The organism is Pseudomonas wuhanensis, assembly GCF_030687395.1.
GTDB lineage: Bacteria > Pseudomonadota > Gammaproteobacteria > Pseudomonadales > Pseudomonadaceae > Aquipseudomonas > Aquipseudomonas wuhanensis.
On sequence record NZ_CP117430.1, the window covers coordinates 745,630 to 769,387 of the forward strand.

General features: G+C 61.4%; 23 protein-coding genes. 9 read left to right on the forward strand and 14 right to left on the reverse strand.

Going from position 1 to position 23,758, the window contains the following annotated elements; translation table 11 throughout:
* Positions 1 to 34 precede the first annotated feature (34 nt).
* From PSH88_RS03495 to PSH88_RS03520, 6 genes are all read right to left on the reverse strand, one after another.
* A complete protein-coding gene (locus PSH88_RS03495; RefSeq protein ID WP_305424929.1) occupies positions 35 to 1,021 on the reverse strand; it encodes a lysylphosphatidylglycerol synthase domain-containing protein in 987 nt (328 codons plus the stop codon).
* Positions 1,018 to 2,304, reverse strand: coding sequence for a cardiolipin synthase ClsB (gene clsB, locus PSH88_RS03500; protein WP_305483468.1), 1,287 nt, complete (start codon positions 2,302 to 2,304; stop codon positions 1,018 to 1,020). The genes PSH88_RS03495 and clsB overlap by 4 nt, the downstream gene beginning before the upstream one ends.
* The gene (locus PSH88_RS03505; RefSeq protein WP_305424930.1) at positions 2,301 to 3,098 is read right to left on the reverse strand and encodes an endonuclease/exonuclease/phosphatase family protein; all 798 of its coding nucleotides are present in this window, start codon (positions 3,096 to 3,098) and stop codon (positions 2,301 to 2,303) included. The genes clsB and PSH88_RS03505 overlap by 4 nt, the downstream gene beginning before the upstream one ends.
* Positions 3,095 to 4,021 (reverse strand): DUF72 domain-containing protein, encoded by a 927-nt coding sequence (locus PSH88_RS03510; RefSeq protein ID WP_305424931.1) that lies wholly within the window; start codon positions 4,019 to 4,021, stop codon positions 3,095 to 3,097. The genes PSH88_RS03505 and PSH88_RS03510 overlap by 4 nt, the downstream gene beginning before the upstream one ends.
* A 196-nt stretch (positions 4,022 to 4,217) precedes the next feature.
* Entirely contained in the window at positions 4,218 to 5,429 is a 1,212-nt protein-coding gene (locus tag PSH88_RS03515; protein WP_305424932.1) for an MFS transporter, read from the reverse strand.
* 309 nt (positions 5,430 to 5,738) lie between these two features.
* Positions 5,739 to 10,064: an Lhr family helicase gene (locus tag PSH88_RS03520; protein ID WP_305424933.1), complete on the reverse strand. Its 4,326-nt coding sequence runs from the start codon at positions 10,062 to 10,064 to the stop codon at positions 5,739 to 5,741.
* A gap of 225 nt (positions 10,065 to 10,289) precedes the next feature.
* Between PSH88_RS03520 and PSH88_RS03525 the strand changes: the two genes are divergently transcribed.
* Both PSH88_RS03525 and PSH88_RS03530 read left to right on the forward strand, forming a co-directional pair.
* Positions 10,290 to 11,174, forward strand: a complete 885-nt coding sequence (locus tag PSH88_RS03525; RefSeq protein WP_218398890.1) for a sugar nucleotide-binding protein — start codon at positions 10,290 to 10,292, stop codon at positions 11,172 to 11,174.
* Positions 11,167 to 12,096 carry an NAD-dependent epimerase/dehydratase family protein gene (locus tag PSH88_RS03530; RefSeq protein WP_305424935.1) on the forward strand — a complete coding sequence of 310 codons (930 nt, stop codon included), beginning with the start codon at positions 11,167 to 11,169 and terminating at the stop codon, positions 12,094 to 12,096. Before PSH88_RS03525 ends, PSH88_RS03530 begins: the two co-directional genes overlap by 8 nt.
* Positions 12,097 to 12,276: 180 nt before the next feature.
* Here the strand turns inward: PSH88_RS03530 and PSH88_RS03535 are convergent, their stop codons facing one another.
* The 5 genes from PSH88_RS03535 to PSH88_RS03555 form a co-directional block, all read right to left on the reverse strand.
* Positions 12,277 to 12,975, reverse strand: coding sequence for an OmpW/AlkL family protein (locus tag PSH88_RS03535; RefSeq protein ID WP_305424936.1), 699 nt, complete (start codon positions 12,973 to 12,975; stop codon positions 12,277 to 12,279).
* A 247-nt stretch (positions 12,976 to 13,222) separates the two neighbouring features.
* Positions 13,223 to 13,741 carry a DUF3299 domain-containing protein gene (locus tag PSH88_RS03540; RefSeq protein WP_305424937.1) on the reverse strand — a complete coding sequence of 173 codons (519 nt, stop codon included), beginning with the start codon at positions 13,739 to 13,741 and terminating at the stop codon, positions 13,223 to 13,225.
* Positions 13,742 to 13,752: 11 nt separating this feature from the next.
* Positions 13,753 to 15,018, reverse strand: a complete 1,266-nt coding sequence (locus PSH88_RS03545) for an ABC transporter permease (RefSeq protein ID WP_305424939.1) — start codon at positions 15,016 to 15,018, stop codon at positions 13,753 to 13,755.
* Position 15,019: 1 nt separating this feature from the next.
* Positions 15,020 to 15,730, reverse strand: a complete 711-nt coding sequence (locus tag PSH88_RS03550) for an ABC transporter ATP-binding protein (protein WP_305424940.1) — start codon at positions 15,728 to 15,730, stop codon at positions 15,020 to 15,022.
* 47 nt (positions 15,731 to 15,777) lie between these two features.
* Positions 15,778 to 16,380, reverse strand: coding sequence for a DUF2796 domain-containing protein (locus PSH88_RS03555; RefSeq protein ID WP_305424942.1), 603 nt, complete (start codon positions 16,378 to 16,380; stop codon positions 15,778 to 15,780).
* Positions 16,381 to 16,515: 135 nt separating this feature from the next.
* Between PSH88_RS03555 and PSH88_RS03560 the strand changes: the two genes are divergently transcribed.
* Complete coding sequence (locus PSH88_RS03560; protein ID WP_305424943.1) at positions 16,516 to 16,863, forward strand: hypothetical protein; 348 nt, start codon at positions 16,516 to 16,518, stop codon at positions 16,861 to 16,863.
* A gap of 29 nt (positions 16,864 to 16,892) precedes the next feature.
* On the opposite strand, the gene trxA is transcribed toward PSH88_RS03560, so the two are convergent.
* From trxA to PSH88_RS03575, 3 genes are all read right to left on the reverse strand, one after another.
* Positions 16,893 to 17,765 (reverse strand): thioredoxin, encoded by an 873-nt coding sequence (trxA, locus tag PSH88_RS03565; RefSeq protein WP_305424944.1) that lies wholly within the window; start codon positions 17,763 to 17,765, stop codon positions 16,893 to 16,895.
* A 100-nt stretch (positions 17,766 to 17,865) separates the two neighbouring features.
* The gene (locus PSH88_RS03570) at positions 17,866 to 18,522 is read right to left on the reverse strand and encodes a class I SAM-dependent methyltransferase (RefSeq protein ID WP_305424945.1); all 657 of its coding nucleotides are present in this window, start codon (positions 18,520 to 18,522) and stop codon (positions 17,866 to 17,868) included.
* On the reverse strand, positions 18,519 to 18,983 hold the full coding sequence (locus tag PSH88_RS03575; RefSeq protein ID WP_305424946.1) for a YbaY family lipoprotein: 465 nt from the start codon (positions 18,981 to 18,983) through the stop codon (positions 18,519 to 18,521). Before PSH88_RS03575 ends, PSH88_RS03570 begins: the two co-directional genes overlap by 4 nt.
* A 117-nt stretch (positions 18,984 to 19,100) precedes the next feature.
* On the opposite strand from PSH88_RS03575, the gene nrdR reads away from it, so the two are divergent.
* The 6 genes from nrdR to nusB all read left to right on the forward strand — a co-directional run bounded on the left by nrdR (position 19,101) and on the right by nusB (position 23,753).
* Positions 19,101 to 19,565, forward strand: coding sequence for a transcriptional regulator NrdR (gene nrdR / locus PSH88_RS03580; protein WP_007906838.1), 465 nt, complete (start codon positions 19,101 to 19,103; stop codon positions 19,563 to 19,565).
* Positions 19,562 to 20,695, forward strand: a complete 1,134-nt coding sequence (ribD, locus tag PSH88_RS03585; RefSeq protein ID WP_305424948.1) for a bifunctional diaminohydroxyphosphoribosylaminopyrimidine deaminase/5-amino-6-(5-phosphoribosylamino)uracil reductase RibD — start codon at positions 19,562 to 19,564, stop codon at positions 20,693 to 20,695. The genes nrdR and ribD overlap by 4 nt, the downstream gene beginning before the upstream one ends.
* 47 nt (positions 20,696 to 20,742) lie before the next feature.
* Complete coding sequence (locus PSH88_RS03590) at positions 20,743 to 21,408, forward strand: riboflavin synthase (protein ID WP_305424950.1); 666 nt, start codon at positions 20,743 to 20,745, stop codon at positions 21,406 to 21,408.
* A 31-nt stretch (positions 21,409 to 21,439) separates the two neighbouring features.
* Complete coding sequence (gene ribBA, locus PSH88_RS03595) at positions 21,440 to 22,531, forward strand: bifunctional 3,4-dihydroxy-2-butanone-4-phosphate synthase/GTP cyclohydrolase II (protein ID WP_052967077.1); 1,092 nt, start codon at positions 21,440 to 21,442, stop codon at positions 22,529 to 22,531.
* 248 nt (positions 22,532 to 22,779) lie between these two features.
* Entirely contained in the window at positions 22,780 to 23,256 is a 477-nt protein-coding gene (gene ribH, locus PSH88_RS03600) for a 6,7-dimethyl-8-ribityllumazine synthase (RefSeq protein ID WP_003228649.1), read from the forward strand.
* Entirely contained in the window at positions 23,253 to 23,753 is a 501-nt protein-coding gene (gene nusB, locus PSH88_RS03605; RefSeq protein WP_038981348.1) for a transcription antitermination factor NusB, read from the forward strand. The genes ribH and nusB overlap by 4 nt, the downstream gene beginning before the upstream one ends.
* Positions 23,754 to 23,758 lie beyond the last annotated feature (5 nt).

Below are 23,758 nucleotides of genomic sequence, written 5' to 3' on the forward strand. Positions count from 1 at the left end.
TCTCGCGATGACGGACGCCGCGTCACCGTGTTGCTCAAGAAGGTTTTTTCGAAATCCGCAACGACTTCGCCTTAGCCTCCACCACCAGGTACATCACCACGGTAATCAGCAGTGGCAGGAGGAAATAGATCGCCCGATAAGCGAGCAACCCCGCCACCAGACTTCCTCGTGAGGCCTCGTGTTGCAGCAACGCCACGAACACCGCCTCCAGCACACCAAGCCCGGCCGGAATGTGAGTGATGACCCCGGCAATGGCGCTGATCAGCAACACGCCAAGCACCAATGGATAGTCCAGTTTGCTAGGTAGCAGGGTGAAGATCACCGCCGCCATCAGCGACCAGTTCAGCGCGCCGAGGGCCAGTTGCAGGACCGCCATGTGCAGCGATGGCAGGTTGATTTCCACGCCGCGAATCGACCATTCCCGGCGCCTGGAAAACTGACAGGCCGCCAGATACCCCGCACTCAACAGCAGCAACAACACGCCCACGCCCTGCAGGGCGCCGCTGCTCAGTTTCCAGCCCGGGGGCATTCGCACCAGTCCGCTGCTGAACACGGTGCCGGCAATCACCATGTAGCCGAACCAGTTGGTTGCCAGGCTCAGCCCGAGGATTTTCGCGATGTTGCTTTTGCTCACGCCGAGCCGCGAATACAGCCGATAACGCATGGCGACCCCGCCGACCCAGGCGCTCAGGTTAAGGTTGAAGGCATAGCTGATGATCCCCACCGGGAGGATCTGCCGCCAGGTCAGGTCCTGCCGAATATAGGTGCGGCCGATCAGGTCGAAACAGGCGTACACCAGAAAACTCATCAGTGTTACCCCGGACGCGATGATCAGTGTGCGCACTTTGAAGTCGGCCAGGGTATCGAACACTTCGCCCCATTCGATACGTTGGGCGAGCATCGTGAACAGCACGATCAACGCCAGAAAAAACAGCATCGTCAGAGGCTTTTTCCAGCGGTGCCAGTGGGATTTTCGCGGTGTGTCGGAGTGAGGGGCAGGCTGCGCATCAGAATGACTCATGCCTTATCACTCCCGGTCGGATGGATGAAGGGTTTCAGGCGCGGTTTATGCGCCGGCAGCCAACCGGCCCACGCCGGGAAATGCCGCAGGACGTGAAACACCAGAAAACCGATGGTCATGTGCCAGATCCGCCCGCGAGGCGCCTTGTCCGTCGACATGACCTTGCAGTGGTTGCTGCTCAACTCATCGAGACGCTCGAACAGGTCGCGGTTGAAGGCACGGTCGCGGATCAACACGTTGGCTTCCAGGTTCAGGGACAGGCTCAGCGGGTCGAGGTTACTTGAGCCGACGGTGCTCCAGTCCTCGTCGACCAGGGCGACTTTGCCATGCAACGGGCGGTCGCAATATTCGTAAATCGCTACCCCGGCCCGCAGCAGGTAATCGTAGGTCATGCGTGCGGCGAGTCTGGCCACCCGCAAATCCGGCTGCCCCTGAAGAATCAGGCGAACCTCGACCCCTCGGCGCGCCGCGTTGCGGATCTCCCGCAGCAGCCGATAGCCTGGAAAGAAGTAGGCATTGGCGATGACCACGCGATGCCGGGCATTGCGCACGACCTGCAAGTACTCCTCTTCGATATCGCCCGGGTGTTCGCCATTGTCGCGATACACCAGCCGTACCTGGCCATCATGATCGCTGACCGCCAGTTCCGCGCGCCTCTGTCTGCGGCGTCGCCACCAGTACTTGGCCCGGGCCGGGCGACCACTTTGCAGCAAGGCGAAATGATGAATATCAGCCACCGCCGGGCCTTGCACTTCAACCGAATAATCCTGTTTGGCCTCGGGGCCGAAGTCGGCCAAATGGTCGGCGGAAAAGTTGATTCCGCCGAGGAATGCAATCGTCCCGTCGACCACCACAATCTTGCGGTGCAGGCGGCGGAACCAGTTGGTGCGGATGCCGAAGTGACGCGGGGCGGGATCGAATATTTGCAGGCGCACACCTGCATTGCTCAAGGCGGCGAGGAACTCCGTACTCAATTCGCCACAGCCAAAACCGTCGAGGCTGACGGTGATACGCACACCGCGTTGAGCCGCTTCAATCAGGATTTTTTGAAGCTCATTGCCGACCTTGTCCTCGAACACAATGAAGGTCTCCAGCAGGATTTCACTCTGGGCCTGGCGCAGCGCTTCAAACACCCGTGGAAAGTATTCCTCGCCGTTCTCCAGCAATTCGACGCGGTTATTACCGTGCCAGCCGTATTCGACGCCAACGACCACCGGCTCACGCACGGGCGGAGGTGTGGAAACCTGTTCGATCGTGGTTTTTTCCATCAATGGGCCGGTCATAGCTCGATCTCCACCGATAGCGGTGCATGGTCGGAAAGGTGGGACCAGGGCCGTACCGCCAGTACTTTCGGATGGCTGGCCTTGAGGTTGCGCACGTAGATGCGGTCCAGGCGCAACGCCGGCAAACGCGCCGGGAAACTACGCGCCGGTTTGCCATGCAGCTCAGCGAACACTTCACGCAAACCGCAGGGCTTGAGCAGCGCATCGGCGCGCTGGCGCCAGTCGTTGAAGTCGCCGGCGACGACCACCGGGGCATCCTCCGGCAACTCTTCCATACGTTGGCTCAGCAGCTTAAGTTGTGCCGTCCGGTGACTTTCGCGAAGCCCCAGATGGACGCAAATGGCATGCACTTCCCGGCCATCGCCGGGCATCCGCAGCACGCAATGCAGGATTCCACGGTTCTCATGGCCGTGGATGGAAACGTCCAGGTTGTCGTGGCGAATGATCTGGAATTTCGACAACAGCGCATTGCCGTGATCGCCCGCCGGGTAGACCGCGTTGCGCCCATAAGCAAATTGCGGCCACAGGGTATCGGCAAGGAATTCGTACTGGGGCATTGCCGGCCAATTGAGGTAGCGCTGTGGATGATGTTCGTGGGTGCCATGGACCTCCTGCAAAAACACCACATCGGCGGACACGCTACGTACCGCTTCGCGCAACTCGGGCAGGATGAAGCGCCGGTTCAGCGCGGTGAAACCCTTGTGCGTGTTGACCGTCAGCACGGTAAAGCGGCTCACGGCACTGATGATGGGTTGCTGTTCATCCGTTGTGCCGACCGGTTCGGGAACGCTCATGGCAGCACTCCTTCGGCAACTGGCTCACCAGGGACGGTGGCAAGGTCTTTGTCGAGATGTAAACGCTCAAGCAAGCGGCGGGCATCGAAGGGCGCCCGGACTTTGATGTCGTTATCGAAATAACAGAACACTTCCCGGGATCTGCGTGTCTTGGGTTTTTGCCGGGGTGCGATCAATTGCGGATCTGCCGGTTGCTGTCCGTGGTACCAGGCCTCGATCCGGTCGCCCCAGCGTTTCAACGCTTGTGGGGTATAACCGCTGGCGTAGAGTTCTTCGGCACCGTGCAGGCGCAGATAGACAAAATCACTGGTGATGTCTTCGCGATACGGCCATTTACCGGCGGTGTCAGCGATGACCAGCGCGGTGTTGTAGCGTTTGAGCAGGCGGACAAAGGCGGGGTCGACGAAACTTTCGTGGCGAATTTCCACGGCATGGCGCAGCGGCTTTTTGCCGTAGGCCTTCATGCTGGCGTGACCATTCAAGCGCGGCTCATGCTGGCGGGCGAGGGCAGCGGCCTGTTCCGTGTCGTGGGGTAATTGTTCGAGAAAGCTTTTGAACAATTCCGGGTCGAATTTAAAGTTGGGTGGAAACTGCCAGAGGATCGGGCCGAGTTTTTCCCTGAGTTCCAGCACCCCGGAGGCAAAGAAATTCGCCAGCGGCTTATGAATCTCCCGCAAGCGCTTGATGTGGGTGATAAAACGCGGCGCCTTGACGCTGAACACGAAGCCCGTCGGGGTTTCGTCGTACCACTGGGCATAACGTTCGGGCCGTTGCAGGGCGTAGAACGATCCATTGATTTCGATGCTGTTCACTGCCCGTGAAGCGAATTGCAATTCGCGCTTCTGGGTCAGCCCCTTCGGGTAGAACTCCCCCCGCCAAGGCGTGTAGCGCCAGCCTGAAATACCAATATGAATCGCCGCCATGTCGCCTCCCGTCCTCGGACAGCCCTGTCTTTTGATGACTGCCGGGTGTGCGAGAAAGTTTCGACGGGGGTACGGACGGTCAAACGCAAAAACCATCAAGACACAAGCGGGCTTGCTCGCGAAAGCGATGTGCCAGTCGACATCAATGGTGCATGACACACCGCTTTCGCGAGCAAGCCCGCTCCCACAGGGTCCGTCAGTGACCGGTGGCCATACGGGCCGAACCCTCAGCCGGTTCGGCATACACCGGACCCAACCGATCAAGGCGACCACTCCAGGCGGTCAGTGCCAGTGCGACCAAGACCACCAGGCCGCCGATCCACGCGGTATGAATCAGACCCATGTGCGCCACGATCAAACCACCGCCCCACGCCCCACCGGCAATGCCGAGGTTGAACGCCGCAATGTTCAGGCCCGAAGCCACGTCCACTGCATTCGGGGTGTGATGTTCGGCCTGACGCACCACATACACCTGCAAGCCCGGCACGTTGCCGAAGGCCACCGCACCCCAAACCAGCACGGTGGCCAGTGCCAGCCATGGATTGCCGGCAGTGAAGGTCAGCACGAACAGCACGGCGGCGAGCAGGGCGAAGATGATTTTCAAGGCACTGATCGGCCCGCGCTTGTCCGCCAGTTTGCCGCCCCAGATGTTGCCGACGGCTACCGAGATGCCATAGACCAGCAGCACCAGGCTGACGGTGCTGGCGCTGAAGCCGGAAATGTCCTGAAGAATCGGCGCCAGAAAGGTGAAGGCAATGAACGAGCCGCCGTAACCAACCGCCGTCATGGCATACACCAACAGCAAGCGCGGCTGCTTGAGCACCTGCAATTGCTGCAACAGCGAAGCCGGTTTGCTGTGGGCGATGTTTTTCGGCACGTAGAGCAGGCTGCCGATAAAGGCGATCACACCCAATGCAGACACGGCGAGAAAGGTTTCACGCCAGCCAAAATGTTGACCGATAAACGTCCCCAACGGCACACCGGTGACCAGCGCCACGGTCAGGCCGGTGAACATGATGGCAATCGCGCTGGCGGCTTTTTCCTTCGGCACCAGGCTGGTGGCGATGATCGAGCCGATCGAGAAAAACACCCCATGAGCCAGGCCCGTGACGATCCGCGCAATGATCAGCGACTCGTAGCTTGGGGCTTTCCAGGCCAACAAGTTGCCGAGCGTGAACAGCACCATCAACGACAACAGCAGCAATTTACGTGGGACTTTGCCGGTGAGGGCGGTCAGCACCGGCGCGCCAATGGCCACACCGAGAGCATAAAGGCTGACCAGCAGGCCAGCGGACGGCAGGCTGACACCGAGGTCGGCGCCGATGGTGGGTAACAGGCCGACGATGACGAATTCCGTCGTCCCGATGGCGAAAGCGCTGAGGGTCAGCGCGAGCAAGGCAATGGGCATGGCTGCAACTCCGGTGGGATTGATTGATGGAGCGCAGTGTCGGGGTTTGGGTCGTGCGGAAAAATACAGAGATGGGCATTTGATATTTGCGTGCAGGTCAAATATCTCACGGCTGGTATTAAACCTTGTGGCGAGGGAGCTTGCTCCCGTTCGGCTGCGGAGCAGTCGCAAAGCCATACAGCGCGGTGCATCCGGGAGAAATTGGTTTACAGGTTTTGGGGGCGCTTCGCACCCCAGCGGGAGCAAGCTCCCTCGCCACAGAGGATTGTGTCCAATGACAACACAACCCCTGCGAGCGGTGCGGCGATCCTACAGGGGGGAGTGGCGGATCAGTGTGTTGCGTACTTCTGTAGTCGATTGCTGATCCAGCTCCAGCCAGAACTGCTGCTTGCCGGCGATCTCGGCGGCGGCCGGTATGCCGTCGCGATACACCAGTCGATTGCTCGCCAGCGCCGGCACTTTCGCGCCTGGCAACAGGGTACCGGCAAGGTTCAGCGGATCCACCCCGCACACCGCGATCAGACTCCCGTCGTGCGGTCGCCGCCTGACTTCGCGCAATAACGGAATCGCCTCGGGCAGCGCAAATTGTTCACCGGCCAAGCCACTGACAAACCGCCCGCCACGGATCTCACCCCGAGCCTCGAGCCGATGGAACGTGCGCAGCAATTCCCGCCAACTCGGCAACCAATCCGCCTCACGTTCCAGCAAGCGCCAGAACACCACGCCGTAACGGCGCAGCAAGGTCATGGCGATGTGTTCCAGGGTTTCATTGGGTGTGGGCGCGGGTCGCTGCTTATCCACAACCGGCGCGACAGCACCGCGGCGCAGCAACGCCCAGCGCCCGGCATCGTCCATGCCGCCGACAAACGCTCCACGTCCGCGTCGGCTGCTGCGATTCTGGCGTTTGCTGGCCGGCGTGATCAGCGCCCGCAGCCCGGCGAAGCTGTCGGCGTTTACCAGCCCGGCGCCGACCAGTTCCTGCAAGGCAATTTCCAGTTCCGAGCGAAGCAGATGGGCTTCGTGAATCAGCTCATCGAAAAACAGTGCGCCATGCTGGCTGAGCGCTTCATGGACTTTTTGTGTTTTGGGCGACAGTTCGCTGGCCGGCGTCTGTTCGGTCAAGCCGCTCCACAACCCGACCTGACTGCGCGGCAGCAGCAGAATCGGCGTGCTGCGCAATGCCGTGCTAGTGCTCTTGTTGCGCGCGGTGAGACGGGTCCAGATCAGTTTTCCGCTGCGGCACAAATCATCCAGCCAACTCGCTGAATAGTCTTTGAGCCGCGCCGGCAGAATGTCGCTGTCCCACGCCGAAGCGGCGGCGGGGTAGCCTTCGAACTGGCTGATGATCGCCGGCAACACTGCGCTGCCCTGGCCTTGGCTCGCGGCAGACAGGTGCTGCCAGTCGAACAGAAAACGCATGAAATCCTGCAGCGCTACCGGCTCGATTTCCCCTCGCAGCCGCTTGACTGTGTAGCGATGAATCCGCGCCAGCAAATGCCGTTCGCACCATTCTTCATCAGGGGCGCCTGGGGTGAATTGCCCACGCAGCACATAACCTTCGCGCTCCAGTTGCGCCAGGGCTTGAGTGACTTGAGTCGCCGGTAATCCAAGCGGTTCGGCAATCGCCTTCAGCGGTAACGGACCAAATGCGCTGAGCCGCGCGCGGATCACTTCCAGCACCGCTTCGTCCGGCTCCCAGGTTTCATCGAAACCGGGCAATGCCTCCAACGCAGGGATCAATTTGGCCTGTGGATAAATGGCCCGCAGACAGGTCAGTCGTTCCAGCGCGAGCCATAGCGATTGTTCGGTATTGATTTGCAAACGGCTCGCCCGGCCACTGTCGGCCAAGGTGTTCAGCCACTCGAGCCAATTCGGATTGGCCTGGGCTTCGGCCTCGGTAATGCACGCCAGGCTCATCAGCGCTTCATGCATTTCATCAATGCCGGTGGGCGTTGGCCAGGCTTCATCACGCACGGCGGTAATCGCCTCAGCGTCCAGCGCACCGAGATCATCGGTAGATTGCGGATCACTCCAGCGGCGGTTGAGCACTGCCTGAGTGCGACGCTCTTCCAGCGGCGCATCGTCGAGGAAGGTGTAGGGGCGGGCGCTGAGGATTTCCGCCGCCAGTGGCGAAGGCGCTGGCAGATCGCGGCTGATCAGGCGAATGTCGCCCTGTTCCATGCGCCGCAACAACGCCAGCCAGCCCTCGCTGTCCATGGCCTCGTGCAGGCAATCGTCGAGGGTTTGTTCCACCAGCGGATGGTCAGGAATCTCGCGCTCACCGGCGAGGTTTTCCACACAAGCGATCTGATCGGGAAACACGCTGGCGATCAGGTCTTCGCTTTTCATCCGCTGGATCTGCGGCGGCACTTTGCGGCCGCCGCTGTAGCGCGGCAGCGCGAGGGCGACCCCGGCATTCCAGCGCCAGCGCACGCCGAACAGCGGCGCCTCGAGTACCGCTTGAATCAAGGTATGTTCGGCACTGTTGCTGTGCAGATAACGCCACACGTCCTCCAGCTCGAAGCTGTGGCCGGTGGACAGCGACAGCACGATGGCGTCCTCGCTGGCGGCGGCCTGTAATTCGAAGTTGAAGGTGCGGCAAAAACGCTTGCGCAGGGCCAGGCCCCAGGCGCGGTTGATGCGGCTGCCGAACGGTGAGTGGATGATCAGCTGCGTACCGCCGGACTCGTCGAAAAACCGCTCCATCAGCAGCGTGTCTTGCGATGGCAAGGCGCCGAGGGTCTGGCGCGCCCGGGCCAGGTAATCGACCAACTGCTCGGCGCTGGCGAGGTTCAAACCGAGGGTGTCGGTCAGCCAGTCGACGGCCGGTTGCAAGTCGCCGGGCGTGGCGCCGAGTCGCTCATCGAGTTGCGCTTGCAGGCGAGCCACGGCGAACGACAGTTCATCACTGCGACCCGGTGCTTCACCGAGCCAGAACGGAATGCTCGGCGGCTGACCCTGGGCGTCTTCGACCCGGACCTTGCCGGTTTCGACCCGCAGGATCCGATACGACGTATTGCCCAACTGAAAGATATCCCCGGCGATGCTTTCCACCGCGAAGTCTTCGTTGACGCTGCCGATGTTCAGCCCTTGAGGCTCCAGCAAAACGCTGTAGTCGGCGTTGTCCGGAATCGTCCCGCCGCTGGTCACGGCGGTCAGCTTGGCGCCTCGACGGCCCCGCAGGGTGCGGCTTACGGCGTCCCGGTGCAGGTAAGCGCTGCGAATCCCCTGGCGCCCGTTGTAGCCCTCGGCGAGCATCTGCAGCAGTGCCTGATAGTGCTTTTCGTCGAGCGTGGCGTAGGGCGAGGCGTTGCGCAGCATCTCCAGCAGCGCCTGCTCCTGCCATTCCTGGCAGCTGACCTCGGCGATGATCTGCTGGGCCAGCACGTCCAGCGGCGCCTCGGGGATTTGCAGCGTGTCGAGCTCACCACGGCGTACGCAATCGAGCAGGGCGGCGCATTCGATCAGGTCGTCGCGGGTGGTGGCAAACAAACGGCCCTTGGGCGTGCCGCCGACCTGGTGCCCGGAGCGGCCGACCCGTTGCAGAAACCCGGCAATCGAGCGTGGCGAAGCGATCTGGCACACCAGGTCGACGTCGCCGATATCGATCCCCAATTCCAGCGAAGCGGTGGCGATCAGCACTTGCAGTTCGCCGCGCTTGAGCCGTTGCTCGGCATCGAGACGAAACTCTTTGGCCAGGCTGCCATGGTGGGCGGCAACCGCGTCCTTGCCGAGGCGTTCGCTCAAGTGGCGACTCAGGCGTTCGGCCAGGCGCCGGGTGTTGACGAAAATCAGCGTGGTCCGGTGTTCACGGGCGAGGGCGGCGAGTCGGTCATAGACCAGTTCCCAGACGTCATTGGCCATCACCGCCGACAACGGCACGGGTGGCACCTCTATATCGAGATCCCGTGGGCGGGCGTGGCCGATGTCGATGATGTCGCAGTCGCGATCACGGCCGACCAGAAAGCGCGACACCGCTTCGATGGGTTTTTGCGTGGCGGACAGGCCGATACGCACCAGCGGTTGCGCGCAAAGCGCCTGCAATCGCTCCAGGCTCAGGGCCAGGTGACTGCCACGTTTGCTGGCGGCAATGGCATGGATTTCGTCGACGATCACCGTGTGGATGGTGCCGAGCATTTGCCGGCCGGAGTCGGAGCCGAGCAGCACGTAAAGGGATTCCGGGGTGGTCACCAGAATGTGCGGCGCGGTTTTGCGCATGGCCGAGCGCTCTTTTTGCGGCGTATCGCCGGTGCGCACGGCGGTGCTGATCGGCACGTCGGGCAGGCCCATCACGCGCAACTGTTCGGTGATGCCGGCCAGCGGGTTTTGCAGGTTGATCTGGATATCGTTGGACAGCGCCTTGAGTGGCGAAACGTAGACCACCAGGGTTTCATCCGGCAGGCCATCCGGGCTCTCCAGGCCACGATGGACCAGATCGTCGAGCACGGCCAGAAACGCGGTGAGGGTCTTGCCGGAGCCGGTGGGCGCGGCGATCAGGGTCGAACGGCGCTGGCGTATCAACGGCCACGCCCGGGCCTGGGCGGCGGTGGCCGTCGCGAAGGTATTGCTGAACCAGGCGCTGACGGCGGGGTGGAAACCGTTCAGAGCGCTGTCTGCGGGGATGGGCAGGTTCATGAGCCAATTTATGCGGGTGGGGGCGGGAAGTTGCAAGTACCGCTCAGGCTCTGTGTTGATCCTGAGGCCAGTAGCTGCACCACAAATCCCCGGGAACTACACTTTACGGATGACGGTTGCGCACTAAACCCGCAAAATGCAACGATTCCGGCAATTATTGAGGACATCGCCTGCGGGCGCTGTCGATAAAGCCATCGTTCCAATCAGACTGGGCCTGCTGACTCTATGCGAATGCGCCTTATGTTACTGGGCGGCGGAAATGCCCTTGGGCAGGCGCTGATTCGCCTCGGTGCGGAGGAAGATATCGGTTTCCTCGCCCCCCGCCCACCGCAAGACGGCTGGGACGCCGCGAGCCTGACGCAACTGCTCGACGATACCCGTCCGGATGCGTTGATCAATCTCGCCTATTACTTTGACTGGTTCCAGGCGGAAACCGTCAGCGAGCAGCGTCTGGCCGGGCAGGAGCGAGCAATCGAGCGGCTGGCCGAGCTGTGCCAGCATCACAACATTGTGCTGCTGCAACCGTCGAGTTATCGCGTGTTCGATGGCTCCCGGGCGACCGCCTACAGCGAAAAAGACGAACCGGTACCGCTGGGCCTGCGCGGTCAGGCCTTGTGGCGAATCGAGCAAAGCGTACGCGCAACCTGTCCGCAGCATGTGTTGCTGCGTTTCGGCTGGCTGCTCGACGACAGCCCCGACGGCACCCTCGGGCGATTCCTGGCCCGGGCCGAGAAAGCTGAAGAACTGCTGATGGCTGATGATCGTCGGGGGAATCCGACGCCGGTGGACGATGCCGCCCGGGTGATCATTTCGGTGCTCAAGCAACTCGATTGCTCTGCGCCGCTGTGGGGCACTTACCACTACGCCGGGCATGAGGCGACCACGCCGCTGGCATTGGGGCAGGCGATTCTTACCGAAGCACGCGCCCTGCACCCGCTGGCCATCGAAGCGCCGACGGCCCAGGCTCATGCTGCGCGGCCCGACGCCGCCGAAGAACCGCAACACGCGGTGCTGGCCTGCAAGAAAATTCTGCACACTTTCGGGATCAAGCCTCGCGCCTGGCGTGCGGCACTCCCGGGCTTACTGGATAGGTTTTATCGCCATGGCTGACAGCCCTGTTTTAATCACCGGCGGTGCCGGTTTCATCGGTTCGCACCTGACCGACGCCTTGCTTGCCAAAGGCCATTCGGTGCGCATTCTCGATGACCTCTCTACCGGCAAACGCAGCAACTTGCCGCTGGACAATCCTCTCGTCGAACTGATCGTGGGCGACGTCGCCGATGCCGCGCTGGTGGCGCAGGCGATGGTCGGTTGCAGCGCTGTGGCGCATCTGGCCGCGGTGGCCTCGGTGCAGGCCTCGGTGGACGATCCGGTGAAGACTCACCAGAGCAACTTCATCGGCTCGCTGAATGTCTGCGAAGCCATGCGTCAAGCCGGCGTCAAACGGGTGCTGTTTGCATCCAGCGCCGCGGTTTATGGCAACAACGGTGAAGGTGAATCGATCGACGAAGACACGCCCAAGGCACCGTTGACGCCGTACGCGGCGGACAAGTTGGCGAGCGAGCATTACTTCGATTTCTATCGTCGCCAGCACGGTCTGGAACCGGTGGTTTTCCGTTTCTTCAACATCTTCGGCCCGCGACAGGATCCGTCCTCGCCGTATTCCGGGGTGATCAGCATTTTCAGCGAGCGCGCGCAGAAAGGCTTGCCGATTACTGTGTTCGGCGATGGCGAGCAGACTCGGGATTTTGTCTATGTCGAGGACCTGGTGGACGTGCTGGTGCAAGCCATAGTGAAGCCACAGGTCGAAGTCGGTGCGGTCAATGTCGGCTGGAATCAGGCCACCAGCCTCAAGCAAATGCTTGAAGCCCTTGAAGCGGTGGTGGGTAAGCTGCCGCCCGTGAGCTATGGCCCGGCACGTTCCGGTGACATCCGCCATTCACGCGCGAATAACCGACGTTTGCTGGAGCGGTTTACCTACCCGCAGCAGACACCGATGAGCGTCGGCCTGGCGCGGTTGCTGGGGCACTGAGGTTTTGCACAGCCACAAAAAAGGCGCCTTTGAAGGCGCCTTTTTTTTGTGACCGATGCAATAACCGTGGCGAGGGAGCTTGCTCCCGTTCGACTGCGCAGCAGTCGCCATCATTATTGGGTCTGCTTCGCAGCCCAGCGGGAGCAAGCTCCCTCGCCACAAAAGCCGGGCAAGTGTTTCTTAAAACTTGTAACCCAAACCAACCATGTAAATGAACGGGTCCACATCAACGTCGACCTTGGCCCGGGTGCCCGGCGCGACGGCGTTGTTTTCGACGGTCGCGGTGGTGTCGATGTCAATGTAGCGCACCTGGGCGTTGATCATCACGTTGTCGGTCAGCATGTAATCGGCACCGACCTGCCAGGCCAGGCCCCAGGAGTTTTCCGCCTTGAAGTTGCTGAAGCCGTTGGCGGCGGCGTCGCTGCCGACGTGCTCGTCGTAGATCCAGGTGTAGTTGATACCGCCGCCGATGTAAGGCTGGAACGCGGACTTGGCGTCCAGTGGGTAGTAGACCAGGCTCAGGGTTGGCGGCAGGTGTTTCAGGGTGCCGAGTTTGCCGTTGGCGGCGCCGAGGGCGGTGCCTTTGAGCTTCACGTCATGCTCGAACGGCGAGGCCGCGAGCAATTCGATCCCCAGGTTATTGGTGATCATGTAGGCGAAGTTCAGGCCCAGTTGCGTGTCGCTGCTCATGGTGGCTTTGCCACCCAGATCGGCACCCTTCAGCGGGCCTTGATCGACCTTCACGCTGGAGCTGTCGGCTTCCGGGTTGACGGTGATCGCACCGGCCCGAACGATGATGTCACCGGCGGTATGAGCATGGGCGAGCGGGGCTGTGAGCGCGAGGGCGAACAGCGAAGCGCAGAGCGCGAACTTGTGCATGGGGGCTCCAAAGGACGTTAAAAATGGTCGATGTCCAATGGTAGGGATGCAACTGATATGGTCTTTTGATTCAGCTCAATGAAACAGTGATGGCCTGGTTTTTGTGGCGTTTTTGAGGGCCTCATCGCGGGCAAGCCCGCTCCCACAGGGATCTTCTGTGAATGCAATATTTGTGAACAACAGAGAACACTGTGGGAGCGGGCTTGCCCGCGATGGCTATCTTGTCGGCGACACATAACCACCGGATTCACTCCGGCAATTCATACACATAAATCTTGTCCGCCTCCATCTGATACCCGGCATCCGCCAACTCGCTGGTGGACGCCTTGACCTGCAACGCACCCTCGATCCAGTACGGCTGATACAGCTCATCCAGCTTCACGCCGACTTCGCTTTTGACATGCACGATCTGGTTCGACGGTGGAGGCGGTACGTGGATGCAGGCGCCGAAATACGGCACCAGCAGAAACTCCGTGGTACGGCCTTCTTCACTGACTTCCAGCGGCACGATGTACCCCGGCAGACGAATGTTCTGGCCATCGAGGCTCTTCACCACCGGCGCGTTTGGCATGTCCTGTTTGGCGGCTGGGGCCGACTCCGCGGCCAACGCATCGCTCATCTTCGACAGGTCATGCAGCGGCGTCATGTTCGGCACTTCTGGCGCCGCATCCGGCGGGATCATTTCCGACCAGGTCAGGTCTTTCGGCTCGGCTGCCCACAGCGGAAGGGCAACCAGCATCAACAGCGCAAGCACAGCACGGGGCATCTTCAACGTCCTCACAGGCGGATCGACAGGCCATCGGCCAAGGATTGGCGATAAGCACGCCAGGCCGGCACGCTGCCCATCAGCAGCGCGGCGATCAGGATGCCACCGAGCAGCGTCCATTCATATTCGCTCGGCCAGGCCAGCGGCAAGTACAAGCCATAATTCGCCTGCACGTACCCCTGCGCCACAGCGATGCACACATACAGCAGCGCCACACCGGCAGTCACTCCGGACAACGCCAGGGCAAAGGCTTCCAGCACCAACAAGGTCGCGATGTGCCACGGCCGCGCGCCGACCGAGCGCAGAATCGCCATCTCGCGGCGCCGCTCATTGAGGCTGGTGAGGATCGCCGTGAGCATGCCGATCAACCCGGTGAGCACCACGAATAGCGAGACGACAAACAAGGCTTTTTCCGCCGTGCTCATCAAGCTCCACAGCTCCTGCAATGCCACACCCGGGAGGATCGCCAGCATCGGTTCGCCACGGAATTCGTTGATCTCCCGTTGCAGCGCAAACGTCGAAATCTTGCTGTTGAGGCCGAGCATGAACGCGGTGATCGCTTGCGGCGTCAGGTCCATGTTGCGCGCCTGGTCGGCACTGATTCGGCCGTTACCGCGCGCTGGCACGCCGTTGTGCCAGTCGATGTGGATCGCTTCCATCCCGCCGAGGCTGATGTGCAGCGTGCGGTCAACCGGGGTGCCGGTGCGCTTGAGAATGCCGACCACGGTGAACGGTTTGTCGTCGTGCTTGACCAGGCTGATCGCCGCCACGCCATGGGCCAACACCAGTTTGTCGTCGAGTTTGTAATGCAACGCCTCGGCCACTTCGGCACCGAGCACCACTTCGAACGGATCGCTGGCGAAGGCGCGGCCACCGGCCAGTTCCAGGTGTTGTTGATGGCCATACTGGTAATGCTCGAAGTATGCCTCGGTGGTACCCATCACCCGATAACCGCGATGGGAATCACCGAGGGACATCGGGATCGCCCACTTCACTTTCGGGTTGTTGGCGAAATGTTCGAAGCTGTCCCAGCGGATGTTATTGGTGGCGTTGCCGATGCGGAACACCGAATACAACAGCAGGTTCACCGAGCCGGAGCGCGCGCCGACGATCAGGTCGGTGCCGCTGATGGTACTGGCGAAACTGGCCTTGGCCTCGGTGCGCACCCGCTCCACCGCCAGCAACAGGCAGACCGACAGGGCGATGGCGAACGCGGTAAGGATCGCGGTGAAGCGACGGTTAGCCAGGCTGGCCATGGCTAGACGAAACAAATACATCTCAAACCTCGGACGGGGTGGCGGCGCGATTGAGATCGGCCAGCGACAGGTGGCGATCGAACAGCGGCGCGAGGCTCTGGTCATGGCTGACAAACAACAGGCTCGATCCGGCTTCGCGGCATTCGGCGAACAGCAGGCGAATGAAGTTTTCGCGGGCGTCGTAGTCCAGCGCCGAGGTCGGTTCGTCGGCGATCACCAGTTCCGGCTGACCAATCAACGCACGCGCGGCGGCGACCCGTTGCTGCTGGCCGATGGACAGCGAATCGGCGCGACGGCTGAGGATGTTTTCATCCATCAGGCCCAAGTGGGCGAGGAGGGTGGCCGCGGCTTGATCGACGCTGCCGTGGCGCTGGATCGCCCGTTCGGCACGCAGCTTGGAGAAGTGGCAGGGCAGCTCAACGTTCTCGCGCACCGAGAGAAAAGGCAGCAAGTTGAACTGCTGAAAGATGTAGCCGGTGTGATCGACGCGAAAGTGGTCGCGAGCCCCGGCGGAGAGTTCGGTCAGCTCCTGGCCGAGCAGGCGAATGCTGCCGTGATCAGGCTTTTGCACGCCACCGAGCAGGCCGAGCAGGGTGGTCTTGCCGCTGCCGCTGGGGCCTTTGAGGAACAGGGTTTCACCTGGCATGAGGCGAAACGCGGGGATGTCCAGCAGCGGCGGATGACCGGGCCAACTGAAGCCCAGGTCGGACAGTTCGATGAGTGCTTGGGTCATGTGAAACCGGTCAGGTTGGTGGTGAACCCTGTGGGAGCGGTGTCGGATCAGAATTTCAGGGCGGCGGTTTTGGCCGTCACTTCAACCCCTTGCTGTCCGCTCGGGCTGATCAGTTGTACCTGAATTTTCTGGGTGGCCGGGAATGTGTTGAAGATATTCGCCAGATCGAGGGTCTTCAGCGCGCCTGGGGCCGAGCAGCTGAATTGGTAATGGGCGTGGATTTCGCTGTGGTCATGGTGATGTTCGTGACCGTCCTTGGCCGCCTCGTGATCATCTTCATCGTGGTCGTCGGCATCCGGTTTGTCACCGAACAACGGGCTTTCCAGTTCCTGAGTCGCGACCACGCAACCGGCGGCTTTCGGCAGGTTGAACAGCGCCAGCGGTTTTTCCAGCTGCGCGCGGACGGCGGCGACTTTGGTCTTGTCGGCGTCGGTGGTGGCGGCGTGTTCGAAGCCCACCAGGTTCATCGCCGGGCTCTCCAGCTCCAGCTCCAGAGTCTGGCCATCCAGCGCCGCGTTCAGGCGACCGACGCCATGTTCGTGGGCGCTGAGGCTGCCGTGTTCATCATGATCGTGATCATGCTCGACAGCCGCTTGGGCGACAGCCAGCGGCAACAAGGCAAACGGCAAAGCGAGCAGCAAACGGCGCATGACGGGTCTCCGATAAGTAAAATGAAAAATTTGTTATGTAATCTTATAACGAAAGTGCCGAGAGTTTGACCGTCTGCTTGGCGTTGCGCAAGACCCATGGGAGCATGCGAGTCAGGTATGTGCAGGAGCGGACTAATGTTGCGAATACGTGGAAGCATCGGCGACTGGCCGGTGGATTTGACGCTGGAACTGGATGAGGGCGACTGGGCGCAGCTTGGTGCGCAGTTGCAGACAGCAAAACCCGAGGGGAGTGCTACGCCCGCCAAACCGGTGAATCAGGACGATGCGCTGTGGCAGATCGCCCAAGAGTTGCTGCACAAGGCCGGGCAATTGAGTGGGCCGGATTTGCTGGAGCAGCTGGAAGGGCTGACCGGCAGTGCCGCGGCGGGCAAACGCTTGTTGGTGCGCTTGCGCCACTGCGCCGACGTCAAAGTGGTGAGCGGCGGGGATACGCCGCTGTACAGCTGGATCAAGCCTGCGTAGGCGCTGCCGCGGGCTGCGATCTTTTGATTTTAATAAAGCGCAGCAAACAACTTGCGACGGTACGTGGTTACCAGCGGGTGATCGTTGCCCAGCAGTTCGAACACTTGCAGCAAGGTCTTGTGCGGCAAGCCTTCGCTGTAGCTGCGATTGCGGATGAACAGCTTCAGCAAGGCATCCAGCGCCGCGTCGTATTGCTGACGGGCCAGTTGCTGGATCGCCAGTTGATAGACCGCCTCATCGTCCTGCGGATTTTTCGCCAGACGGGCTTTCAGGTCTGCCGCATCCGGCAAATCCCTGGCCTGACCGAGGAACTGGATCTGCGCCTTGGCGCCGGCCAGTGCGGCCTTGTGCTCATCGGTCTTGACCGCGTCGAGCACGATTTGCGCTTCACCCAGCTCGCCGCGCTCGGTGAGGCAGCGGGCGTAGAGAATCAGCGCCTTGGCGTTGGTGTTGTCTTCTGCCAGCAGCACTTTGAGCGTGGCTTCGGCGTCGGCGTAGCGGCCATCATCAAACAGCGCCTGAGCCTGTTCGAACGGGTCGGCAGCAGCGGGCGGCGGCATTTGCACGTGGGGTTCGAGCATCGTGCGCACAGCCGATTCCGGTTGCGCACCGGCAAAGCCGTCCACCGGTTGACCGTCCTTGAACAGCACCACCGTTGGCAGGCTGCGAATGCCGAAGCGCGCAACAATGTCCTGCTCGATGTCGCAATTGACCTTGGCCAGCAGCAACTCGCCCTGATAGCTCTCGGCGATGGTTTGCAGCATCGGCATCAAGGCCTTGCACGGCGCACACCATTCGGCCCAGAAATCCACCAGCACCGGTTTGTGAAAAGAGTTCTCGATCACCGACTGGTCGAAATCGGCAGTCGTGGCGTCGAAAATGTACGGCGTTTGCTGACTCATGGGGGATCTCGTAAAAGCGTGGATGTGGTCACTATAAGGCTTGGTGGGGGGTGGCCGGAAGTCAGAGTACTGATCGTTCCCACGCAGAGCGTGGGAACGATCATGTCCGGGTGGCGTGGTAAAGACTCACATGCCGAAACTCTTCAGGCTCGGCCAGATCCGGCAAGGTCATTGCCTCCAGCATTTCGATGCGCCGATACAACGGATGGCGAAAATCCCTCACGCGCGAATCCGCCACCAACGCTTCCCGGCCACGGCTGAGAAACTCGTCGAGCAAGGGCAGATTTGCCCGGTCGTACAACACATCGGCCACCAGAATCAGATCAAACCGATCGGCCTCGGCGAAAAAGTCTGTCGAGTAGCTAAGTTGCACGCCATTGAGTTCGGCATTCGCCCGACACGCGGTAATCGCCAGCGGGTCCAGGTCACAGGCCACCACTTCCAGAGCCCCGGCTTTCACCGCCGCAATCCCGGCGACCCCTGAACCGGCGCCGAAATCCAGCACCCGTTTACCTTCGACCCAATGCGGGTGTTCGGCAAGATAGCGAGCCACGGCCAGCCCACTGGCCCAGCAGAAACTCCAATACGGCGGCTCGTGGAGAATCCGCCGGGTTTCTTCCGGGCTGAAGGCACGGTCCATGTTGTCGCCGTCGATCAGCCAGAGTTTCAGCTCGGTGCCGGGTAACTCACAGGCTACAAGCTGTGCATCGCCGAGCAGTTCAGCTAACGCTTGTTGCAGGTCGAGCGGTGCAATCATGGCGCTTTGACGAATTGCAGCGGACCCAATGCCTGGGTAGTTGGTTGTGTGATCATTTGCGCCGGCAGATGCAGAATCAACTGCCCGGACTGGCTGGCGCGGCCGCGAAGCTCGACGCGGGCACCGGCCGGAAAGGATTCAGGGTTGAAGCGCAGACGAAACGGCAACACTTGATTGGTGCCGATCAGGTTGGAACTGGCTAGCAATAGTTGCGGACGATCCTTTTCGTCGATCACCAGCAACGCCAGTTCGACTTCGGCGCCGGCCGGCACGCCCTGCAGGGTGCCGCTCAATTCACGTTGATAAGCCGGCAGCGGACCGAGCTCGGCCGATGCCTTGGCTTTCTTCTGCGCCTGTTGCGGTGCAGGGCCGGGCGTTGGCGGCTGGGGCTTGGGCGCATCGCTGCCACAGGCCACCAACAGGCTGAAAAGACTGAGCAAAATGAGTGGTCGTAAAGACATTGGCGGCTCCAGCAAGCGAAATCCATAGACAGCCAGTCTGTATACCGCAAACCCTATGGCTTGTCTTGCCACGGGGATGCGCTACCATGGCCCTCCCATTTTTTGTTGCCTGCCACCATGCACTGTCCCTTCTGCGGTGCCAACGACACCAAGGTCATCGACTCGCGTCTGGTCGCCGAGGGCGAACAGGTGCGCCGCCGGCGTGAATGCCTGGCCTGCGGCGAACGTTTCACGACGTTCGAAACCGCTGAACTGGTGTTGCCGCGCCTGATCAAAACCGACGGCAGTCGCCAGCCGTTCGACGAAGAAAAACTCCGTGCCGGCATGCAGCGGGCGCTGGAGAAGCGCCCGGTGAGTGTCGAGCGCCTGGAATCGTCGCTGGTGCACATCAAACACAAGCTGCGCGCCACCGGCGAACGCGAGGTCAAATCCCTCGTGGTTGGCGAACTGGTGATGGCCGAGCTGAAGAAGCTTGATGAAGTCGCCTATATCCGCTTCGCTTCGGTGTACCGACGCTTCCAGGACCTCAACGAGTTCCGCGAAGAGATCGATCGCCTCGCCCGTGAGCCGGTGAAAGAATGACCACTTCTTCCGAACAAGCCATCCTCGACGCGCATTACATGGCCCGAGCCCTGGAACTGGCGCGCAAAGGTCATTACACGACGCATCCCAACCCCCGGGTTGGCTGCGTGGTAGTGCGCGACGGGCAGATTGTCGGCGAAGGCTGGCATGTGCGCACCGGCGAGCCCCATGCTGAAGTCCATGCCCTGCGCGCCGCTGGCGACAAGGCGCGGGGCGCCACGGCTTACGTGACCCTCGAACCTTGCAGCCACCACGGCCGTACGCCGCCTTGCGCCGATGCGCTGGTGAATGCCGGTGTGGCGCGCGTCGTTGCGGCGATGCAGGACCCGAACCCGGAAGTCGCCGGTCGCGGTCTGCAACGTCTGGCCCAGGCCGGTATCGCCACTGAAAGCGGCGTGCTGGAAGGCGAGGCGCGCACGCTCAATCAAGGCTTCCTCAAACGCATGGAACATGGCTTGCCGTTCGTGCGGGTCAAGTTGGCGATGAGCCTCGACGGTCGCACGGCGATGGAAAGCGGCGAGAGCCAGTGGATCACCGGCCCCGCGGCGCGTTCGGCGGTACAGCGTTTGCGCGCCCAGGCCAGCGTGGTGCTGACCGGCGCCGACACGGTGCTGGCGGACAACGCCCGTTTAACTGTGCGTGCCGACGAGTTGGGTCTGGACGCTGAGCAGACCGCGTTGGCCATGAGCCGTCCGCCGCTTCGCGTGCTGATCGACGGTCGCCTGCGGGTGCCGCTGAATGCACCGTTCTTCAAGGCGGGTCCTGCACTGGTCGCCACGTGTGTCGCGGTGGAAGAACAGTACGCCAACGGCCCGGAATGCCTGATCGTGCCGGGCGATGATGGCCAGGTCGATCTGCATCAGTTGCTGGTCGAGCTCGCCAACCGTGGTGTCAATGAAGTGTTGGTCGAAGCCGGCCCGCGACTGGCTGGCGCGTTTGCCCAGCTCGGACTGGTGGATGAGTTCCAGATCTTCATCGCCGGCAAGTTTCTCGGCTCCTCGGCCCGTCCCTTACTGGACTGGCCACTGGCGCAGATGAAAGATGCGCCTGAGCTCAAAATCACCGAAATTCGTGCGGTTGGCGATGACTGGCGAGTCACTGCCATTCCTGTGCCATTGGCGAGCGTATAATTCCCGGCCATTGCTCTAGCGCTGGCTCTGTTCTCGAGGAGGACTCCATGTTTACCGGCATCATCGAATCCATCGGCAGTATTCGCGCATTGACCCCAAAAGGCGGAGATGTGCGGGTTTACGTAGAAACCGGCAAGCTCGACCTGAGCGACGTCAAGCTGGGCGACAGCATTGCCGTCAATGGCGTGTGCCTGACCGCGGTTGAATTGCCGGGCAATGGCTTTGCGGCGGACGTCAGTCGCGAAACCCTCGACTGCACCGCGATGAATGACTTGAAAAGCGGCAGCCCGGTGAATCTGGAAAAAGCCCTGACCCCGACCACCCGTCTCGGCGGGCATCTGGTCAGCGGTCACGTCGATGGCGTGGGCGAAGTGGTTGCCCGCACCGACAATGCCCGCGCCGTGGAATTTCGCATCCGTGCCCCGAAAGACCTGGCCAAGTACATCGCCCATAAAGGCTCGATCACCGTCGACGGCACCAGCCTGACGGTGAACGCGGTCGATGGCGCCGAATTCCTGCTGACGATCATTCCGCACACCCTGAGCGAAACCATCATGGCGTCGTACCAGCCTGGTCGCCGGGTGAACCTGGAAGTCGACTTGCTGGCCCGTTATCTGGAACGCCTGTTGTTGGGCGATAAGGCCGCAGAGCCTGCAAAGTCCGGCAACATTACCGAAAGCTTTCTGGCCGAGAACGGCTACCTCAATTCCTGAACCTCAATTTTTGAAAGAAGGGGGGTGCCTTGTGGCGCTCAATAGCATCGAAGAACTGGTTGAAGACATCCGCCAAGGCAAGATGGTCATCCTCATGGATGACGAAGACCGCGAGAACGAAGGCGACCTGATCATGGCCGCCGAGTGCTGCCAGCCTGAGCACATCAACTTCATGGCCAAGCACGCCCGTGGCCTGATCTGCATGCCGATGAGCCGCGAGCGCTGCGAACTGCTCAAGCTGCCGTTGATGGCGCCACGCAACGGTTCCGGCTTCGGCACCAAGTTCACCGTGTCCATCGAAGCCGCCGAAGGCGTGACCACCGGTATCTCCGCGGCCGACCGTGCGCGCACCGTGCAAGCCGCTGCCGCCAAAGACGCCAAGGCTGAAGACATCGTCAGCCCTGGCCATATCTTCCCGCTGATGGCCCAGGCCGGTGGCACCCTGGCCCGCGCCGGCCACACTGAAGCAGCCTGCGACCTGGCGCGCATGGCCGGTTTCGAGCCGAGCGGTGTGATCTGCGAAGTGATGAACGACGACGGCACCATGTCCCGTCGCGCTGAACTCGAAGCGTTTGCCGCCGAACACAACATCAAGATCGGCACCATCGCCGACCTGATTCACTACCGGATGATCCACGAACGTACCGTTCAGCGGATTGCCGAGCAGCCGCTGGACAGCGAATTGGGCCAGTTCAACCTGGTGACCTATCGTGATTCGGTGGAAGGCGATGTGCACATGGCGCTGACCCTGGGCACCGTGTGTGCCGAAGAGCCGACGCTGGTCCGGGTGCACAACATGGACCCGCTGCGTGACCTGTTGATGGTCAAGCAACCGGGCCGCTGGAGCCTGCGCGCCGCCATGGCTGCGGTTGCCGAGGCTGGCAGCGGCGTGGTGCTGTTGCTCGGTCACCCGCTCGATGGCGACGTGTTGCTGGCACACATCCGTGAAACCGCCGACCACACCGCGGTGAAAAAACCGACCACCTACAGCATCGTCGGTGCCGGTTCGCAGATCCTTCGCGACCTGGGCGTGCGTAAAATGCGCCTGATGTCTGCGCCGATGAAATTTAATGCGATATCCGGTTTCGATCTGGAAGTTGTAGAATACGTGCCCTCCGAATAATGACCCGGGATTTGGCATCATTGTTCACTTAAGGCGTGTTTGATTTACTGTGGCGAGGGAGCTTGCTCCCGCTTGGGTGCGCAGCGCCCACAAGAGGGGCCGCTACGCAGCCCAGCGGGAGCAAGCTCCCTCGCCACAACGATTTGCAAGTGAACATCATTGCGGAATTTCCGGTGCTGTATTCGCGGTTCAAATATCACTGAGGGACGCGTAGAAAACGCGTCCCGGCTCTTTAAGAGATCTAACGAATGACCCTGAAGACCATCGAAGGTACCTTCATCGCCCCTAAAGGCCGCTACGCTTTGGTAGTGGGCCGTTTCAACAGCTTCGTCGTTGAAAGCCTGGTCAGCGGTGCAGTTGATGCCCTGGTTCGCCATGGCGTGAGCGAAAGCGACATCACCATCATCCGTGCGCCTGGCGCCTTCGAAATCCCGCTGGTTGCGCAAAAAGTCGCTCAGAAAGGCGAGTTCGCGGCAATCATCGCCCTGGGCGCAGTCATTCGTGGCGGTACTCCGCACTTCGAATACGTGGCGGGCGAATGCACCAAGGGCCTGGCCCAGGTGTCCATGGAGTTCGGCGTGCCGGTCGCTTTCGGCGTACTGACAGTTGATTCCATCGAACAAGCCATCGAACGTTCCGGCACCAAGGCCGGTAACAAAGGTGCTGAAGCTGCCCTGTCCGCTCTGGAAATGGTCAGCCTGCTGGCGCAGTTGGAGGCCAAGTGATTAGCGACGATAGCGATCGTTTCAACCCGCGCGATCCAAAGCCTGCGGATGCCGGCAAGCCATCGAAAAGCGTCAAGCGTCGCGAAGCCCGTCAGCTCGCGACTCAGGCGCTGTACCAATGGCACATGGCCAAGCAGTCGCTGAACGAGATCGAAGCGCAGTTCCGGGTCGATAACGATTTCAGCGATGTCGACGGCGCCTACTTCCGTGAAATCCTGCATGGGGTTCCGGCACAGAAGGACCGGATCGACGCCGCACTGGCGCCATGCCTGGACATCACCATCGAAGAGCTGGACCCGGTTGAACTGGCGGTTCTGCGCCTGTCCACCTGGGAGCTGCTCGAGCGCGTTGATGTGCCGTACCGCGTTGTGATCAACGAAGGTATCGAACTGGCCAAGGTCTTCGGTTCCACCGACGGCCACAAGTTCGTCAACGGTGTGCTCGACAAGCTGGCCCCGCGTCTGCGTGAAGCTGAAGTGAAGGCGTTCAAGCGCTGATCGGC

Bases quoted from the DNA above. Each gene is read 5' to 3' on its own strand.
- PSH88_RS03495 (WP_305424929.1), bottom strand. From the start codon at position 1,021: ATGAGTCATTCTGATGCGCAGCCTGCCCCTCACTCCGACACACCGCGA.
- clsB (WP_305483468.1), bottom strand. From the start codon at position 2,304: ATGACCGGCCCATTGATGGAAAAAACCACGATCGAACAGGTTTCCACA.
- PSH88_RS03505 (WP_305424930.1), bottom strand. From the start codon at position 3,098: ATGAGCGTTCCCGAACCGGTCGGCACAACGGATGAACAGCAACCCATC.
- PSH88_RS03510 (WP_305424931.1), bottom strand. From the start codon at position 4,021: ATGGCGGCGATTCATATTGGTATTTCAGGCTGGCGCTACACGCCTTGG.
- PSH88_RS03515 (WP_305424932.1), bottom strand. From the start codon at position 5,429: ATGCCCATTGCCTTGCTCGCGCTGACCCTCAGCGCTTTCGCCATCGGG.
- PSH88_RS03520 (WP_305424933.1), bottom strand. From the start codon at position 10,064: ATGAACCTGCCCATCCCCGCAGACAGCGCTCTGAACGGTTTCCACCCC.
- PSH88_RS03525 (WP_218398890.1), top strand. From the start codon at position 10,290: ATGCGAATGCGCCTTATGTTACTGGGCGGCGGAAATGCCCTTGGGCAG.
- PSH88_RS03530 (WP_305424935.1), top strand. From the start codon at position 11,167: ATGGCTGACAGCCCTGTTTTAATCACCGGCGGTGCCGGTTTCATCGGT.
- PSH88_RS03535 (WP_305424936.1), bottom strand. From the start codon at position 12,975: ATGCACAAGTTCGCGCTCTGCGCTTCGCTGTTCGCCCTCGCGCTCACA.
- PSH88_RS03540 (WP_305424937.1), bottom strand. From the start codon at position 13,741: ATGCCCCGTGCTGTGCTTGCGCTGTTGATGCTGGTTGCCCTTCCGCTG.
- PSH88_RS03545 (WP_305424939.1), bottom strand. From the start codon at position 15,018: ATGTATTTGTTTCGTCTAGCCATGGCCAGCCTGGCTAACCGTCGCTTC.
- PSH88_RS03550 (WP_305424940.1), bottom strand. From the start codon at position 15,730: ATGACCCAAGCACTCATCGAACTGTCCGACCTGGGCTTCAGTTGGCCC.
- PSH88_RS03555 (WP_305424942.1), bottom strand. From the start codon at position 16,380: ATGCGCCGTTTGCTGCTCGCTTTGCCGTTTGCCTTGTTGCCGCTGGCT.
- PSH88_RS03560 (WP_305424943.1), top strand. From the start codon at position 16,516: ATGTTGCGAATACGTGGAAGCATCGGCGACTGGCCGGTGGATTTGACG.
- trxA (WP_305424944.1), bottom strand. From the start codon at position 17,765: ATGAGTCAGCAAACGCCGTACATTTTCGACGCCACGACTGCCGATTTC.
- PSH88_RS03570 (WP_305424945.1), bottom strand. From the start codon at position 18,522: ATGATTGCACCGCTCGACCTGCAACAAGCGTTAGCTGAACTGCTCGGC.
- PSH88_RS03575 (WP_305424946.1), bottom strand. From the start codon at position 18,983: ATGTCTTTACGACCACTCATTTTGCTCAGTCTTTTCAGCCTGTTGGTG.
- nrdR (WP_007906838.1), top strand. From the start codon at position 19,101: ATGCACTGTCCCTTCTGCGGTGCCAACGACACCAAGGTCATCGACTCG.
- ribD (WP_305424948.1), top strand. From the start codon at position 19,562: ATGACCACTTCTTCCGAACAAGCCATCCTCGACGCGCATTACATGGCC.
- PSH88_RS03590 (WP_305424950.1), top strand. From the start codon at position 20,743: ATGTTTACCGGCATCATCGAATCCATCGGCAGTATTCGCGCATTGACC.
- ribH (WP_003228649.1), top strand. From the start codon at position 22,780: ATGACCCTGAAGACCATCGAAGGTACCTTCATCGCCCCTAAAGGCCGC.